Genomic DNA, 16,176 nt, shown 5'->3' on the forward strand with positions numbered 1-16,176 from the left:
TTAGGCCTCGTCTTGCAGCAGCTCGCGCATATAGTCTACAAAATGTTTAAGCATTTGCTCGGTTTCGGGGAATTGTCCGCTGAAATCCTCGACTCCGAGATAGCCGTCATAGCCAACCGCCTTGAGATCAGCAATAACCTGCTTCCAAGGCACCACGCCTTCCTTGATGCCGCTCCATTCGGACTTCCACTTCACGCTTCCGTCTTCGGCGGTTCCATCAGTAGCGAAAGCCGCGTTTTTCACGTGAACATGGGCGAGGTATGGACCAAGAATCTCCATCCCCATCCGGTAATTCTCATAACCTTCATGCACCATATTGCCCGGATCGAACAATACGCCGATGAAGGAAGGATCCAAGCCTTCAACAAGGCGATAGGCCGCTGAAGCGCTTGGCGCAATCGTCTGGTGATGGGTTTCAACGAGGCCTTTAATGCCATACTGGCGGCATAAGCCTTCCGCATCTTTCAAATATTGGCGCGTCAGAGCAAACAACTCGCCAAATGGTCGGGAACGGTCATATCCGGGAACGCCGAGGCGGATGAACTGAGCACCCACGCGTTTCGCTTTGCGAAGCACGTCCTCCGTTGCTTCCAGATCGCCTGCCGTTAAATAAGGAGTTACGCTAATCGAGCTTAAACCTTGCGATGCCGCAGCTTCGCGGAAACGGTCGGCCATCTCTTCCCCACCGGAAGGCAGCAGCGTGCATAAGTTGTTGCCCCAGAAGGAAGGTTGTTGCTCGGACGCGTTCTCGGGAGCTTCCTTGTAACGCCACTCGATCCCGTCGATGCCAGCCTCGCGAGCAACACGGACCAATTGTTCCGGAGTAAGCTCCGGTGTAGCTACTGTAAAGATAGACAGCTTCATATAAGAAACCTTCCTTCTCTATTCGTTGTTACTCAACCACTACAGCTTGATTTTGCGCTTCCAGACAGAGCTCGGCAGCTTTGAACGTATGCTCCTGCGGCATAGCAAGATCCGTTCCGTTTAGAATATCGAGAATAAGTGCGCCAAAGTAAGGGAAACCAACTTGGTCCTTCACTTCAATCTTATGTTCGCCTTCGCCGTTAACGAGGAACAGATGGTCGCCGGATTTGCTGTTAGCAATATCCACGTATTTGCGAAGCTCAATGTATCCGTTTGTTCCCATAATCATCGTTCTGCCGTCTCCCCAAGTAGACAAGCCGTCAGGCGTGAACCAGTCCACGCGGAAGTAGTTGGTTGCTCCGTTATCGCCGATAAGGGTAGCATCCCCAAAATCCTCGAGCTCCGGATATTGTTTGTTGTTATAGTTAGCTACTTTGCTGCTTTGAACTTTAGCATCCTTCGCTCCTGTGTAGTAGAGGAACTGTTCGATTTGGTGGCTGCCGATATCGCATAGGATGCCGCCGTATTGCTCCTTCTTGAAGAACCATTCCGGACGCATATGCGCGTTCAAGCGGTGCGGTCCGAGGCCAATGACCTGCAGAACACGGCCAATTGCGCCGTCTTTAATCAGCTGTCCGGCAAACTCCGCGCTTTCCACGTGAAGACGCTCACTGTAATAAACGGAATATTTCTTGCCGGTCTCTGCGACTGTCTTCTTGGCATCTGCCAATTGCTCCAGCGTAGTAAACGGTGCTTTGTCCGTGAAATAGTGTTTGCCATGCTGCATGACCTTCACGCCAAGCGGTCCGCGCGCGTTCGTGATAGCCGCCGCAGCAACGAGCTGCACCTCTGGATCCTGAAGAATTTGTTCTTGCGAAAAGGCGACTTGGACTTCCGGATATGTGCGGCAGAACACTTCTACCTTCGTTGGATCCGGATCGTACACCCATTTGAGCGTACCTCCCGCTTCGCGGAGTCCGTTGCACATCCCGTAAATATGACCGTGATCAAGCGACATCGCAGCAAAAATAAATTCTCCCGGCTGAGCGACTGGACGCGGTTTGCCTTGCGGCGCGTAATTCATTCCATTAGCTTTAGACATACGTTTGTTAACCTCCTGAAAAGAATTATCACCCAAACAGCTTTGCTGTTCATGATGATTCTAACTTCGAAAGCGTGCGCTTAATGCGTGCCGGATACGTCCAGCGTGCGGTATTCGTTAGCGTTTTTCTTCGACTCGGACTTGGCGATCTGCTCTTGCAGCTTGTCATAGAACAAATCTTCGTCAATCGGTAGATCTACCCAATTATCCGTCCAAGTGGACAGCAGCATCGCATTCGAGATCATGAGGCCTTTAATGCCTTCTTCGCCCGGTGCAATAAGCGGCGTTCCATTGTTGATGGCATCCGCCCAGTTTTGCGTAATTTCCTGATGGCTTCCTCCGCCGCCGCTAATCGGAATCTCGAATTTCCAACATTCCGGATTGCCGAAGCCGCCTGTAAAGGTCTCGTTAAACTCCGTTTCCGAGACGCGAAGACGGTGGAAAGTCAACTTGTTGTCTTCAATAACGATTTTGCCGCGGTCGCCCGTGATTTCGAAGCGGTTCGTGCCCGGCGCTTCATAAGTAGAAGTAACAAATACGCCGGTTGCCCCGTTTTCGTATTCCACGTAAGCCGTAACGTCGTTTTCCACTTCAATGTCACGGTGTTTGCCGAATTGACAGAACGCGCGGATGCGTTTGGGCATAAGGCCCGTTGTCCACTGCCACAGGTCAAGCTGATGCGGGTCCTGGTTAATGAGAACGCCGCCGCCTTCGCCTGCCCAAGTTGCGCGCCAGCCGCCGGAATTATAGTAGCTTTGCGAACGGTACCAGTCCGTAATAATCCAGTTCGTGCGGCGTACTTCGCCGAGCTCGCCGGAAGCAATCAGTTCTCTCAGCTTGGCATACAGCGGATTCGTGCGCTGGTTGTACATGATACCAAATACTTTGCCGCTTGCCGCCGCAGCCTCGTTCATCTCGCGTACCGCACGAGTGTACACGCCTGCTGGTTTTTCAATCAATACATGCAGACCTGCGTTCAGTGCTGCAATAGCTTGTTCCGGATGATCATAATGAGGCGTACAGATAATTACGCCGTCTACCGCACCGGATTCGAACATTTCTTGCGGGCTCAAAAACCCTTGGATATGCTCGCCCCATTCTGCTTTTACCTCTGCCAAACGCTCTGGACGAACATCGGATACAGCTGTTAATTCAGCGCCTTTAACGCCGCCTGTAATCAAATAACGGGCATGCCCCGTCCCCATATTTCCTAAACCAACGATACCGATACGTACCATGATTACACCCTCTCCGTGCTTGATGAAATAAGGAATCTATTTGTTCATTTTAGCACGAAGCGTTGTGAAAGCGCTTGATTCTAATGAGCCAAATATAAGCTTAATTTAACTGTGGTTGTACTGAGGCGGGCGAACCGGATGGACGGAGTCAGGCTGAGTTGGGCGAACCGGGTGGATGGAGTGAGGCTGTTGCTTCTCTGGTGCCTGCTGTGAAAGTTCATTACAGCTTAGTTGCTGCTGCTTTGATTGTGGGTGAACTGCAGGTGGCACTGCGAGAAAGCTTCCCCCTTCGGCCGCTGTTGTTCTTGAATCTCTTCCATTTAACTGTAGTTGATGAGATTCAAAAACAAAGGCGGACGCTCACGCTCCTCAGGAGCAAGCTCTCTCTCCGTGCGCACCCGGTTCTTCTTATGGGGACAGGTTTAAGCCGTCTGATTCCACGGCGGCTTACTAAACATATACACACACGCATAACTCCTTGTCAGAATATGATTGTTTAGCGAGTCTACAAGGAGATGTGGTCCATGAAGCTAAGCCAAGCGAAGATTTTCGAACCTGCCCAGCTCTATGCCAGTCACGCTTACCGTTTCATCAAGAAACTTGGCTGCAAGCCAAACGATCAATTGCATTTCTTGTTAATCAATGACGCCAAAAACACCAATCGAAGATATAGCTTCGCTACCGAGCTCCCCGCCATAACCTTGCGCAAATCTTTTCAAGCTCTGGAACCGCTCGCTCCTCGAATGAAGCTATATACCAAGCGAAACAAGCTTATAAATGTCATGAGGCAAAATAAAAAAGGTTATGCCGTATTTATGGAAATTAACGGACGGGAATCAACAAGGAAAAGCCCGTTCAATACGATTAGAGCGCAGTTCATCGATATCGACTTAAATAAAATCACTGCGCTTCTCTCAACGAAAGAACAGGCTCAGCAGAAGATTGATTCCATTCTCTCCGACCCGGCCGAGCGACTTAAATCCATAACCGTTACCCAAAATAAAAAGGGACAATACCGCCTGTTAGCTGAACGGACAAGGCAGAGAGTAGCTGAGCTGAAGAAACATTTTATAACCAAACACGGGGATCGCATCAAAGATACGACGATCGTCGAAACGAAAAACGGATATCATATCTATTGGGTCATGCGGAGCGGAGAAATCAGCAAGTTTGTTCCTATTCAAAAAGCGTTAGCGCAAACCTTCGCATCCGATCCGATGATCACCAACCTATCAAGAGTGATGCGGATACCGGGTTTCTACCATATGAAAAATCCCGGCAGCCCCTATATGGTCAAAGTCATCCAGTGGGGACGGGAAGTACCGTTTACGCAAGAGGAGCTTATTGCATCGCTTTCATTACAACCTTTGGCGACTGCGAAATTCACACAAAGACGCCGCAAATTACGCGCCAAGAAAACTGGCAGCCTAACAAAAATAACCAGGCGTTAAACGCCTGGCTCACCCATTTATCTATGTATGCTTATTCCTTGTTCGTTTTCCTTCTAAGAAAACCAAGCAATCCCCGATTGCGCTTTTCCTGCTTTTCCTCCAGAATCCGTTTTACGCCATGCAGCAGCAGCTTTGATCTGAGTTCGTCCTCATGGCTGATTTTTCTCATTTCCGCAAAAAACTGTTTGTCCATCCGCTAACCATCCCCGTTGCATCCATCTGTGAAACTCTACACTAAAGTCCTATTGTAATGCCGAACAGAAGACTTGTCAAAATTTGTCGAAAATAACAACAAAAGTCCCGCAATATACCTTTTTTAAGGTTATTGCGGGACTTTTGCCTCATTTAATTACCCTTTTTCTTCTAAAATTAGAAGCTAGCAGCTACTTTCTCTGCTTTCGCAACCCCTTCTGCGATCAATGCTTCTGCTTTATCGCTGAAAGCGTTGTGGCCTTCTACGATAACTGTTTCGAAGTTTGTTACGCCGAAGAAGCCCATGATGTTCTTAACAAAGTTAAGGGACATTTCTGCTGCAGCGAAAGGACCTTCCGAATATACGCCGCCACGAGCGTTAAGCAATGCAACTTTTTTGTCGCCTTGCAGACCTACAGGGCCGCTAGCTGTATATTTGAATGTTTTGCCTGCACGGTTCAGGTAGTCGATGTAAGTGTGCAATACGGCTGGAACCGTGAAGTTCCAAAGCGGGAAGCCAAATACGACTTTGTCCGCCGCGATAAATTGATCCAGATATTTGTCTGCAATGCTTACGGCTGTTTGCTCTTCAGCAGTCAGCTCCATGCCTTGAGCCGCTTTGAAGCCGCCGTTGATCAGGTTGGCGTTCAGGTAAGGAAGCTCCTCTTTGAACAGGTCCAGCTCAATTACAGTGTCTTGCGGGTGAGTCGCTTTATAGCTAGCGAGGAACGCATCGTACAGCTTAACGCTGACAGCTTGCTCTCCGCGGTCATTTGCTTTTACGAACAATACAGTACTCATCTTATTAATTCCCTCCATCAAATAATTTGCAGTAACTTTTTGTAACTGCCTTTATTTTATAGAGTTTTATATCTGCCAACATCGGCAATTAGACGGAAATATAGACCCACCGGGCCCGGCACGAAAGTCTGAGCATGGTCTTACGACTTTAGGCTGAGGCCTTTCCCGATTATGCCATTTGCCCTTTATCCTGGAACAAAGGCGCCGCGAATAACGCAGCTTGCGTACGATCGGCCAAATCCAGCTTGCTTAAAATGCTGCTCACATGCGTCTTCACCGTTTTCTCCGCAACAACAAGCGTCTGGGCGATATCTTTATTGCTGAGCCCTTTCGTTAGCAGCTCCAGCACTTCCAGCTCCCTTGGCGTTAAGGCATCCAGCGCTTTGTCCTTCCTCGCTTCATGCCTGGTCGGTTCCGGCCTTATCTCCGGTTCAGGACGGCTGAGCAACGCGCGCGATATATCCGGATGAAGCTGGATATTGCCTTTATAAGCGCTGCGGATCGCTTCGGCGAGCTGATCCGGCTCAACATCCTTCAGCATATAACCAATTGCTCCGGTTTGCAACGCAGGCAAGATATGGCTTTGATCGGAGAAGCTGGTAAGCACCAGTACTTTAATATGCGGATGTTGTTCTTTGATCAGAGCGCTGGCTTCTATTCCGTCCATAACCGGCATATTCAAATCCATCAGCACGATATCCGGTTGAAGCTCTCCCGCTTTCTCCACCGCTTCCTGTCCGTTATGCGCTTCCCCGACGAGTTCAAAGTCAGGCTGCATCGCCAGAAAAAACGATATCCCTTTTAGTACGATCTGGTGGTCATCCACCAGCAATATTTTGATTTTACTCATAAATAACGGTTCCCCTTCTCTTCCGCACAATGCGCCTGTACCGATTCAAGCGGAATAACCGCGCGCACGATCGTTGGCTTGCCTCTACCGCTCGTAATCGCCAAGGCACCGCCAAGCGCTTCCGCTCTCTCCCTCATGGAGCGCATCCCCATCGTCTGACGCCCTTTTTTCCGTTCGACTTTGAAGCCGGCTCCTTCATCCCTGATCTCCAATACCGCCGCTCCATCCTGTTGCTTATTGAGCCGGATATACGCCGTTTCCGTCCCGGAATGTTTCCGTACATTATTCAGAGCTTCCTGGCCGATTCGCCAGAATGCTTCTTCAATGGCGCGCGGGAGCTCGATTACGCCTTCCGTCCGGTCATAGATCGTCAAGTTGAGGCCTTGCCCGTATTGCTTAAGCGCCGGCAACAGCCCGTTCTCAAGGCCCGCAGGATGGAGCTGCCAGATCAGAGTACGCATCTCCTTCAACGCTTCCTGAGACAATTGCTGAATATCAAGCAGCGACCGCTGCACAACGGGATCCCGCCCGGCAAGTACATTTTCCGCCCCTTTGGCTAAGAAAGACAAAGAAAACACCTTTTGTATAACGGAATCATGCAAGTCTCGCGCCATGCGGTTACGTTCTTCCATCCGGGCAAGCTCGCTACGATGCTCATATACCCGCAAGTTCTCCATGCCTAACGTAAAATGATCGCCAAGCGAATACATAAAGTCCTCGTTAATCCCTTCGAATTGCCGCTGATCGGGACTGCTAATAAAGAGGACGCCAATCGTACGGGTGCGGACCCGGAGAGGAATAGCCGCAGCGGAGCGATAAGAAGGAATACCCATCTGGCTTAGCCAACTGTCCTCCATGCAAGACGATTCCATGATAAGCCGATTGTCGTTGAGAGCCGCGCTTACAGGTCCAGCTACTTCAACAGCTAAAGACGTCCACTCCTTCGTTACCTTGCCGTTTGAATACGAGGCCCGCAAAGATATCTGCTGCCCGTCAAACATAAATAAGGAGACATTCGGCCAACCGAAGGCGTCTCCAATATATTGCACGGCCTTAATCGGCAACTGATTAACGTCCTGCACGCCGTTGATCTGCTGGATCACGTCTCCAAGCTTGGCGTACAGCTTCGCATTCCGTTCCTGGGCCTGATACAAACGAATCCGGTTCATGGCGGTGCCGATCTGAAGGGCAATCGCTTGCAAGAGAGCAAGCTCCTCTTCCGTGAACTGCTCCTTGCCCGCCTGCGCAACATTCAAGAGCCCAAATCTATCTCTGCCCGCTTTAAGCGGTACCGTCGCATGATGAGTAATGCCTTCCGTACTTCCCAGCTGATGGGTTACCGCATAAGTAATCCGTTTGCATTCGATCGTATTTACCGCATGGGTAAGCTTGCGCTGACGGTAGCGTTCCACGCACCAGCAATCTTCCCCGCACATAAGCGCATAATTGCCGGCCGTTAAGGCGGGAGGCAGGTTGTAGTGAGCTGCGCAAGAATTACCCGGCACATCATCGTCAATGAGAAAAATCCATCCCGTAGTAAAATCAGTCACTTCCAGCAGCTTTAACAGCACATCGTTCAGCATCTGGTCCATGTCATTTGTCGAGTTAAGCATTTCGGCTATTTCTTTGAGCGCTGTAAGCTCATTGACCCGAATTTCTCTTGGCATCCGGCTTCCCTCCTCTTCTGCCACCATTATACACTTACTGTTCCCCATGCCTCCAGCAGCGCATCCCGAAATAGCCCATCCAGCTGTTCTTCCTTCAGTCCATCGGCAATATCCAGCTCCTTGGCTGCCCGTTCGAAATAAGTGATTTGCTCCTCAAGATAATCATTCAGCCGCGGAATACGCGGTTCCATGCCCAGCTCTTCTCCCGCGCGTTTCCTTGCTAATAACCGCTCAATAACACCGTGCAACTCATGATCAGCGGGTATCGCATCCTCTAACAGTTGCTCGAACGGTACTGGCGGCATCATGCCGTATTGCTCAATCCAGCTGCAAGCAAGGAGCGGACGAAGCACGTAGAAATATTTTTTCACCAGAATGGAATCGCCCTGCAAATATTCCCGGTAATTGCCCTTCGCCATATGGAGATAATGGAACATACAGGACTTTGGCGAAAAAGCATCGCGCGACATCTTCCGGATCCGGTCAGCCGTCTCGTAAGCCTCGCTGTACACAATTGGCGACTGCAGCCATTCCAGTAGCGGCGGATTCGATTTATGAAATAACGCCAGCGCTTTGCGTAAATCCCAACCGTTAATATCAAGCATATCGCTAATCGGACGTTCAATGACGTCCCTCCGCTCGCGAATCGATAAGTACCACTCTACTGGCCTTACATACAGAAACCGGACATCGTAATCGCTGTCTTTGGACGGGAAACCCCAAGCGCGGGAGCCTGACTCGCAGGCATATAAGATGCGGATATTTTCTTCTCTCTCTATCCGAGCTAGTTCGTCTTCGATTTTCAATCGGTATTGATCATCAATCATGTCTACTCCCCCTCCCTAACCTGACCGTTTGCCGCCAAGCAGCAGGTTCAACTGTTCAACAAGGTCGCCTCCGCCGGTGAGGGACACGCTTCCCACGTTATCGCAAATTTTCTCCAGGAACTCAAGCTCCTTCAGACGGTACAACGTGGCGTTCTCGTCCATCAGCTTCGCCGTATTAAGCAGGCTTCTGGTTGATGCGGTTTCTTCGCGCCGGGTAATGAGATTAGCTTGCGCTTTTTTCTCCGCGAGAAGCACCGTATTCATAATGTCCTTCACTTCGCCCGGCAAAATAATATCTTTCACGCCGGCATTCAGAAACTGAACGCCATACTCCCCGCTTCGAACCGCCAGCCTCTCCAGCACAAAAGCGCCAATCTCCTGCTTCGTGCGTAGCAGCTCATCTAGCTTCAGCGTACCGACATATTCGCGCAAGATTAATTGAAGCTGAATGTACAGCTGCTCTTCGAACCCTCTGATCTCCATCGCCTTAAGCGGATCCTTCGTCACGTATTGGCTGACAAAATTAAGCCGCAGCGTCACCTTGTCCTCCGTCATCATTTCCTGTCCGTTCAGATCAAGCTGAAGGCGGCGCATATCTACCGTTTGCACCGTTACCGTAACCGGCGTGCGCCAGAACCGGTATTTGCCCGGACCAAGTTCGCGTTGCAGTACATTGTCATAGAACAGAAAACCTTTTTCATATCCGGTCACATCATGCGTACTGTAAAGTCCGTTTAGTCTCATCAGATCTGCGCTGTTTAACGTTGTCGGCAGCTCAAGGTCGCCTGTATTCATGCGGGCAAACGTATGTTTAACCGCAGATTTCCAGTAAGCGTGTTTACCTGCCTTCAGTACGCTGCCGCATCGGCCATCTTCGTAGTGAAGTACATATTCATCATCGGCAACGTCGATGATTTGGAGCTCTTCAAGCAGCTTGTCGTCATGCAAGAACAAGGAAAGTTCTTTGCCGGGCACAACAAACGGCTTTGTAACGTCCATAACGGCTACCGTTATCTTCGAGAAGAATGGAAATTGGTGTTTGCCCGGACCAAGCAGCCTTGCATAACTCCCGTCCTTGAAGAGCAGACCGCGTTGATCGTTCTGAATCGTGATTTTATTGATGTATGTAGTCATAGGTTAATAACCTCCTTGGAATAGGCGCTAATGGCGAAAATGCTCCCAAACCCGAAGCGGAATCCGGCTTAAGAACGGCATCTCCCGCTTGCCGGCCGCCTCCTTCCGCTAGCTGGTTGACCATCTTGCATGAGTCAGCCCGGATTAACGTTCAGAAGCAGCTTTGGAGCAGGGTTCTCCCGTCCGGTATCCGCGGACTGCAGAGCTTCGGCGTTTGGCGCAGCTGTCAGAGCCTGCCGAGCATTTCCCCAAACGGCATTCGTACAATTGTTTCTCATTGATCTCGATTAAGAGTCGAGACATCGCTCTACCATGATCGTCTCCCCAGGACGATGGTGGATTCGAACCACCGCAATATTAGAGTAAAACGCGTACCAGATCCGAAAGCATACCGCGTACAGAGGCTGTACCGGCACTGCGGGATCTTCATTCGTCGAAATCCCAACCCGGTTCGGTCCGGCCGTTTGTTTTACATCCTCATTATGCTTGATGCTACGCTACCGGAACATGGCGGAAGTATGGCGATCGAAAACTTTTGGAAGAAATAGTGGGGTTCTCTTTCTTCCAAAAGTTACTACGGAAGCATACGCTTATTTTTCCGAAGGAAAAATCGCTTCGGAAGCATACCGAGCACCTATCCCGTTCCCCCGCCCCTTGTTACAATAGAGATAACTACCTCTTCCAAAATGAAAGGGGCCAATGAACCGTGGCAAAAGAAAGCTTTGATAAAGAAATCCAATTTCTGCGCATGCTTGTTCTGACGAGCGGGGCTTATAGCCGGCAGCAGTTCGCCGAGCGGCTTGGCATTTCGGTACATACCTTCGACAAAACGATCCGGCGCTTGAAGGATATTGCGGGGACGGTTAAGCAGCAGCCTGCCGAGGATCACAATACAGCCATTCACAATATGCTTCGCGCGAGTTATTACGAGTCGGCAGACCCGCTTCTGCTATTTCTGTTCCGCTCCAAATCATTGAAGGAATCGGAGAGCTATAGATTGTCGCTCCTTATTGCCGCTTTGCAGGAACAGTCGTTAACTCCTTTGGAGCTGCTCGATCGTTGCTGTGAAGGGATTCCCGAGGAACTCGCCCTTCCGGATGAGAAAACAATCCGCTCCGATCTCAAATATTTGGAACAAGCCGGCGTGATCCGGAAGCTTCCTGGAGGCAGACCGAGCAAATATACCGCAAATAATGATTTTGTCAGCCTGTTATCCGATGAAGAGTTATCGGACTTGTATGCGTTTGTAGACGTGATGGCCAATACGCAAGTTCCTTCCGTTCAGGGCTACCTTCTTAGAGACAGCCTGAAAAAAGCGCTGAAGCGGCGGCAACTGCCGGACGGGGCAAGCGATCTTTTCCTTTATAAGTACCATTATCATTCGCGCATACTGGACGAAGCGCATCTATATACGATCATGCAGGCGATTGCGTCCAGGCGAAAGCTGAGCTTCCATTACTTCACGCCCAAGTCGAATCAAAGCTATCATTCGAAAAACACAAACCCGCTTTTCGCTCGCCAGTCCGAAGGACGGCATACGGAGATGCTTCCTCTCAAAGTTGCTTATGATCATCAGTACGGAAGATGGTATTTGCTTGGATATGGCTCGGGCCGTTCCCAAATCGCGATTTGCCGGATGGAAGGTATAACGCAGCTGGAGGAAAGCGGAGTTGTATCGGAGGACGAGTATGCGACAAGGTTAGCGGCGCTTGAGCGCAACACAAGATACAGCTGGTTGGTCGATATGGGAAGGCCTGTCTTGGTGAAGGTTAGATTTTATAATCCGGAAGGGGCAAAAAGAAACTTCATTAAAGAACGGGTACAGCTTCAGGGGCAATGGGGCGAAATTACGGAAGAGAATGATACCTCATTCCTGTTCGAGATTACGGTTAACGGCACGCAGGAAATCAAACCTTGGCTGCGAAGCTTTGGCTCCAGCTGCGAAGTGCTCGAACCTGCGCCGCTGCGGAAGGAATTTATTAAGGAATGGAAGGAGCTGGCGGCTTATTATGAACCTGTTCGAAAAAATATTCAATTACCGCATGATGGCACAGCTTGATGAGCATGGCGCCATTGCGGTTACCGCCCAGGAACGGCAATGGCTCCTTATGATGCTGGAGCATCCGGATGCGACTGCCGCTATTGAACCGGATACGCTCATCAGACTCCGTCAATATCTAGGCGGTTCCGATGAGCGAGCCGACTCCTTCCAATCCATCATTGTAGAAAAAGCAGGCAGCACGGCTTCCACCTTGTACCATCCCCTGCTGCGAACATTAAGGCAGTTGATTGTGAACAAATCAGGCATGCAGCTCTTGCATACCCGGAAGGACGGCAATCCCCTCCCGCTTCAGACCGGCGTTCCTTACAAGCTGGAGTATTCCATGGTGAAACGGGAGTGGTATTTGCTCTGGTACAACCGTCGAACACGCTCGCTTATGACAACCCGGTTAAGAAGCATCGTCCATGTAGAGAATATGCCGGTAAGCGGGGAATTTTTCGCTCAAGCCGCCGCAGTGCTAACCAATCAGCTGGAGAAACGCATGCAGCATGCCACCGTCGAGATCATCCCCGCCTACAATAAAGAATTGTCGCGAATATTATATGCCTTTTCTTGCTTCGACAAACAGGTTCATTATGATGAGCTTGCCGATACGTATTTGATTAAGCTAAGCTTCCTCGGAGATGAGACCGAATACGTGCTGTCCAAGCTAAGGTTTCTTGGTTTGCGCGTACGCGTAACCGATCATCCTTATATGAAATTCCGGATGCGGGAAGCGGCGCATAAATCTTTAGCCCGTTACGGCTATTCCTCAGTCCTCGAACCGGCTCAGGACAATGACGGCATTATGTCCGCCGAAGCCGAATGAATTGGAGAGACCGATGCGCAGCGGAGCTGACTTTGCTGTAGTGGGCACATTGCTTAATCCGCATTCCGGATCAAGCTGTTCCAGGTTAATCGTTGGCGGCACGATTCCCTCGCGCAAACTTTGAAGCAAGGCAATCGCCTCAACGCCGCCGGCCGCTCCCAGCATATGCCCCAGCATCGACTTGTTCGCCGTTACTGCGATCCGGCTGGCGTCCGTACCGAATAATCGGGTGATCGCTTGCCCCTCCGAGCGGTCTCCAAGACCTGTGCTTGTGGCATGCGCGCTAATCATATCCACTTCTTCAGGAGAGATGCCCGCGTCAGCAAGAGCAGTCCTCATTGCGGTGTATGCTCCGGTTCCTTCCGGATGCGTTGCTACAATATGATAAGCATCCGAGCTTGCCCCGTAACCTAACACTTCGCCGTAAATCCGAGCTTCCCGTTTCTTCGCATGAGTCAGAGACTCGAGCACAACGATACCCGCTCCCTCCGACATGACAAACCCGTCACGGTTCTGATCGAAAGGCCGGCTGGCTTTCGTTGGTTCCTCATTGCGGGAAGATAACGCCTGCGCGTTGCCAAAGCTGGCAAGCGACAGTTCATTGACCGTTGCCTCAGCGCCGCCGGCAATAACCACATCCGCTATTCCAAGGCGGATAAGCCGCATCGCTTCGCCAATCGCCGTATTTCCGATGGAGCAGGCCGTAACGGGCGCAAGAGTAGGACCGGTTAATTGGTACCTGATACTGATCGTCGCCGCCGCCATATTGGCAATCATCATAGGAACAAGCAGCGGGCTGACGCGCTCGGGACCGCGGGTTCGCAATATTTCATCCTGCTCCATCAGCGTGCTTAATCCGCCAATCCCCGAACCGACATATACCCCAATCCGATCGCGATCCATCTCATTTAGCTTAAGTCCGGAATCCGTTATCGCCTGATCCGCGGCGGCAACGGCGAATTGCACGAAACGGTCCATCTTCCTTGCTTCCTTGCGGCCAAACAACGCTTCCGGATCAAAATCGGCCACAACACCCGCTATTTTTGTTTTCAATCTTTCTGTATCAAACGCATCTATGCGGGCTATCCCTGACTCTCCCCGTTTCATCCGGGTCCACAACTCCTCAACCGATTGTCCAAGCGGCGAAATAACGCCCATACCCGTAACAACTACACGTTCCATATTGTTCAACTCCTCACGAGAATCTAGTTTAATCCTCAAAATTAGTACCTGATATTAAATTATGTTGCCATATAGAGTATCCTATTACAAGTTGTCGTTTATCCTAGTATAATGAGTAACAGGATCCCCGATTTGGAGGTACTTCTTAAGATGAATAACAAGACGAGGCTTGCCGCGCTTTCCAGCTTTCTCAAAACCCAACGGGCCAAGCTAACCCCCGAAGAGGTTGGGTTTCCTCCCGGCAGCCGGAGAAGAACGCCCGGACTGAGACGCGAAGAAGTGGCGGCGCTTGCAGGCGTTAGCACGACCTGGTATACATGGCTGGAACAAGGCCGGGACATTCAAGCTTCGCCGAATGTGCTGGATGCTATTGCTTCCGCCTTGCGTTTAACGCATGATGAACGCAATTATCTTTACGGTCTGGCCATTGAGCCCGGAGCTGGCCCGTCCATCACGGCCGAAATGCCGGCTTATTCATCGGATGCGGTTAGCCCGCCTCTTCGCAAAATTTTGCAGGAGCTCAAGCAATGTCCATCGATTATATCGGACCGCCGCTGTCAGATTGTCGGCTGGAACGAAGCAGCCGCCCATGTCTTTGTCGACTTTGCTCTAATTCCCGAGCATGAGCGGAATATGATCCGCCTCCTGTTCACCCGTAAAGAACTTCGCCGGTTAGCCGTCAACTGGAAGCAGTTCGCAAGCGGATTTCTGTCGATCTTCCGGGCTTATTACGGACAATATGTAGAGGACAACTGGTATGATCAATTTTTGAGGGAAATGACGGAGCTGCATCCGGACTTTCAGGAGCTCTGGGAGCATAGCGAGGTCAGGACAGCCCCTGAGGTTGTACTGGAATTCCGGCATGCCAAGGCGGGGAAAATGCTCTTCCATCTCACATCCTTGCAGCTGCAAGGCGGATCCGATCTCCGCTGCAGCATTTACACTCCTGCGCCGGATAGCGATACGGAAGAGAAATTAAGCAAGCTGATGCGCGGAAAGCCGTCTTAGCCTGAATCAGGCCAAAGACGGCTTTCTTTTTACAACAATAATTTAAGCTTCGGCAACCATCCGGTTCGTTAACGCACCAAGCTTTTCGATCTCGATCGTAACGACATCTCCGGCTTGGAGATACACCTGCTTCTCAGCTGGATAACCCATTACGACACCTTCCGGCGTACCGGTTAGAATAATATCGCCAGGGGACAACGTCATGCATTGCGAAATATAGCTGACGATTTCCTTGCAATTAAAAATCATATCCGACGTATTCGAATCCTGCCGAACCTCTCCGTTTACCATGCAGCTGATCCGCAAAGCATTGGGATCCCCTACTTCATCCTTGGATACGAGGTATGGACCAACCGGAGCGAAATTATCGCAAGATTTGCCCGCTAGCCACTGGCTTGTCCGGGTTTGCAGATCGCGGGCTGACAGATCGTTGGATGCGCTGTAACCAAATACATAATCGAGCGCCTCGTCCACCGATACATTTTTCGCCGTGCGTCCAATGACAATCGCAAGCTCCGCTTCATAATCAACCTTTTGTGTCGACCGCGGCAAAGGAACATCCTCGCCATGCGCGGCCAGCGCGTTGCTGAACTTGCTGAACAAGATTGGGTACTCCGGCAGCGGCATATTCGTCTCTTCCGCATGTTTCCTATAATTAAGACCGATACAAATGATTTTGCCTTGTTCCGGGACGCTAGGTCCAAAAACAATTTCCGACTCATCCAAGTAACGAACTTGCCCTTCCTTGCATTCTTTCACGTACTGCCGGAGCTGGTTAAGCTCAGCGTCTCCGCCTTGCAATAAGCCGTTTAAGGTAGTATGGCCGGCATCCACAATGCCTAATTCCGTATGTACGCCTAATCGATAAGCAGTAGTTGCTGCTATTTCCTTGAATTGGACTAATTTCACGAATATGCCCTCCCCGTATTCCAATGGTCTACAATTGATTTCTCCTACATTATAGGACAAAAAAAACTCCCCGCACAGCTA

Annotated in this window: 15 protein-coding genes; 4 read left to right on the plus strand and 11 right to left on the minus strand. The window is 50.5% G+C overall.

Annotated features, from left to right (window positions below; all coding sequences use genetic code 11):
* From QQK89_RS01560 to QQK89_RS01570, 3 genes are all read right to left on the minus strand, one after another.
* Nucleotides 1-864 carry a sugar phosphate isomerase/epimerase family protein gene (locus QQK89_RS01560; RefSeq protein WP_284236655.1) on the minus strand — a complete coding sequence of 288 codons (864 nt, stop codon included), beginning with the start codon at nucleotides 862-864 and terminating at the stop codon, nucleotides 1-3.
* Between the two features lie 28 nt (nucleotides 865-892).
* A complete protein-coding gene (locus QQK89_RS01565; protein WP_284236656.1) occupies nucleotides 893-1,966 on the minus strand; it encodes a Gfo/Idh/MocA family protein in 1,074 nt (357 codons plus the stop codon).
* 80 nt (nucleotides 1,967-2,046) lie between these two features.
* On the minus strand, nucleotides 2,047-3,204 hold the full coding sequence (locus tag QQK89_RS01570; RefSeq protein ID WP_284236657.1) for a Gfo/Idh/MocA family protein: 1,158 nt from the start codon (nucleotides 3,202-3,204) through the stop codon (nucleotides 2,047-2,049).
* 524 nt (nucleotides 3,205-3,728) lie between these two features.
* Between QQK89_RS01570 and QQK89_RS01575 the strand changes: the two genes are divergently transcribed.
* The gene (locus QQK89_RS01575) at nucleotides 3,729-4,655 is read left to right on the plus strand and encodes a DNA-primase RepB domain-containing protein (RefSeq protein WP_284236658.1); all 927 of its coding nucleotides are present in this window, start codon (nucleotides 3,729-3,731) and stop codon (nucleotides 4,653-4,655) included.
* A gap of 31 nt (nucleotides 4,656-4,686) precedes the next feature.
* On the opposite strand, the gene QQK89_RS01580 is transcribed toward QQK89_RS01575, so the two are convergent.
* The 6 genes from QQK89_RS01580 to QQK89_RS01605 all read right to left on the minus strand — a co-directional run bounded on the left by QQK89_RS01580 (nucleotide 4,687) and on the right by QQK89_RS01605 (nucleotide 10,126).
* Entirely contained in the window at nucleotides 4,687-4,848 is a 162-nt protein-coding gene (locus tag QQK89_RS01580) for a hypothetical protein (protein WP_284236659.1), read from the minus strand.
* A gap of 176 nt (nucleotides 4,849-5,024) precedes the next feature.
* Entirely contained in the window at nucleotides 5,025-5,648 is a 624-nt protein-coding gene (locus QQK89_RS01585; RefSeq protein WP_284236660.1) for an FMN-dependent NADH-azoreductase, read from the minus strand.
* 169 nt (nucleotides 5,649-5,817) lie between these two features.
* A complete protein-coding gene (locus QQK89_RS01590) occupies nucleotides 5,818-6,498 on the minus strand; it encodes a response regulator (protein ID WP_284236662.1) in 681 nt (226 codons plus the stop codon).
* Nucleotides 6,495-8,165: a GAF domain-containing sensor histidine kinase gene (locus tag QQK89_RS01595; protein WP_284236663.1), complete on the minus strand. Its 1,671-nt coding sequence runs from the start codon at nucleotides 8,163-8,165 to the stop codon at nucleotides 6,495-6,497. The genes QQK89_RS01590 and QQK89_RS01595 overlap by 4 nt, the downstream gene beginning before the upstream one ends.
* A gap of 26 nt (nucleotides 8,166-8,191) precedes the next feature.
* Entirely contained in the window at nucleotides 8,192-8,992 is an 801-nt protein-coding gene (locus tag QQK89_RS01600) for a nucleotidyltransferase domain-containing protein (RefSeq protein ID WP_284236664.1), read from the minus strand.
* 15 nt (nucleotides 8,993-9,007) lie between these two features.
* Nucleotides 9,008-10,126 carry a slipin family protein gene (locus tag QQK89_RS01605; RefSeq protein WP_284236665.1) on the minus strand — a complete coding sequence of 373 codons (1,119 nt, stop codon included), beginning with the start codon at nucleotides 10,124-10,126 and terminating at the stop codon, nucleotides 9,008-9,010.
* 706 nt (nucleotides 10,127-10,832) lie between these two features.
* Here QQK89_RS01605 and QQK89_RS01610 point away from each other — a divergent pair.
* A complete protein-coding gene (locus QQK89_RS01610; protein ID WP_284236667.1) occupies nucleotides 10,833-12,185 on the plus strand; it encodes a helix-turn-helix transcriptional regulator in 1,353 nt (450 codons plus the stop codon).
* The gene (locus QQK89_RS01615; protein ID WP_284236668.1) at nucleotides 12,136-12,996 is read left to right on the plus strand and encodes a WYL domain-containing protein; all 861 of its coding nucleotides are present in this window, start codon (nucleotides 12,136-12,138) and stop codon (nucleotides 12,994-12,996) included. Before QQK89_RS01610 ends, QQK89_RS01615 begins: the two co-directional genes overlap by 50 nt.
* Here the strand turns inward: QQK89_RS01615 and fabF are convergent.
* Nucleotides 12,940-14,178: a beta-ketoacyl-ACP synthase II gene (gene fabF, locus QQK89_RS01620; RefSeq protein WP_284236669.1), complete on the minus strand. Its 1,239-nt coding sequence runs from the start codon at nucleotides 14,176-14,178 to the stop codon at nucleotides 12,940-12,942. The genes QQK89_RS01615 and fabF overlap by 57 nt on opposite strands.
* 150 nt (nucleotides 14,179-14,328) lie before the next feature.
* Here fabF and QQK89_RS01625 point away from each other — a divergent pair, with 150 nt between their 5' ends.
* Nucleotides 14,329-15,186, plus strand: a complete 858-nt coding sequence (locus QQK89_RS01625) for a helix-turn-helix transcriptional regulator (protein ID WP_284236670.1) — start codon at nucleotides 14,329-14,331, stop codon at nucleotides 15,184-15,186.
* 42 nt (nucleotides 15,187-15,228) lie between these two features.
* Here QQK89_RS01625 and QQK89_RS01630 read toward each other — a convergent pair whose 3' ends face one another.
* On the minus strand, nucleotides 15,229-16,095 hold the full coding sequence (locus tag QQK89_RS01630) for a fumarylacetoacetate hydrolase family protein (protein ID WP_284236671.1): 867 nt from the start codon (nucleotides 16,093-16,095) through the stop codon (nucleotides 15,229-15,231).
* Nucleotides 16,096-16,176: the final 81 nt, after the last annotated feature.

Source organism: Paenibacillus glycanilyticus (assembly GCF_030161375.1).
Classification (GTDB): Bacteria; Bacillota; Bacilli; order Paenibacillales; family Paenibacillaceae; genus Pristimantibacillus; species Pristimantibacillus glycanilyticus_B.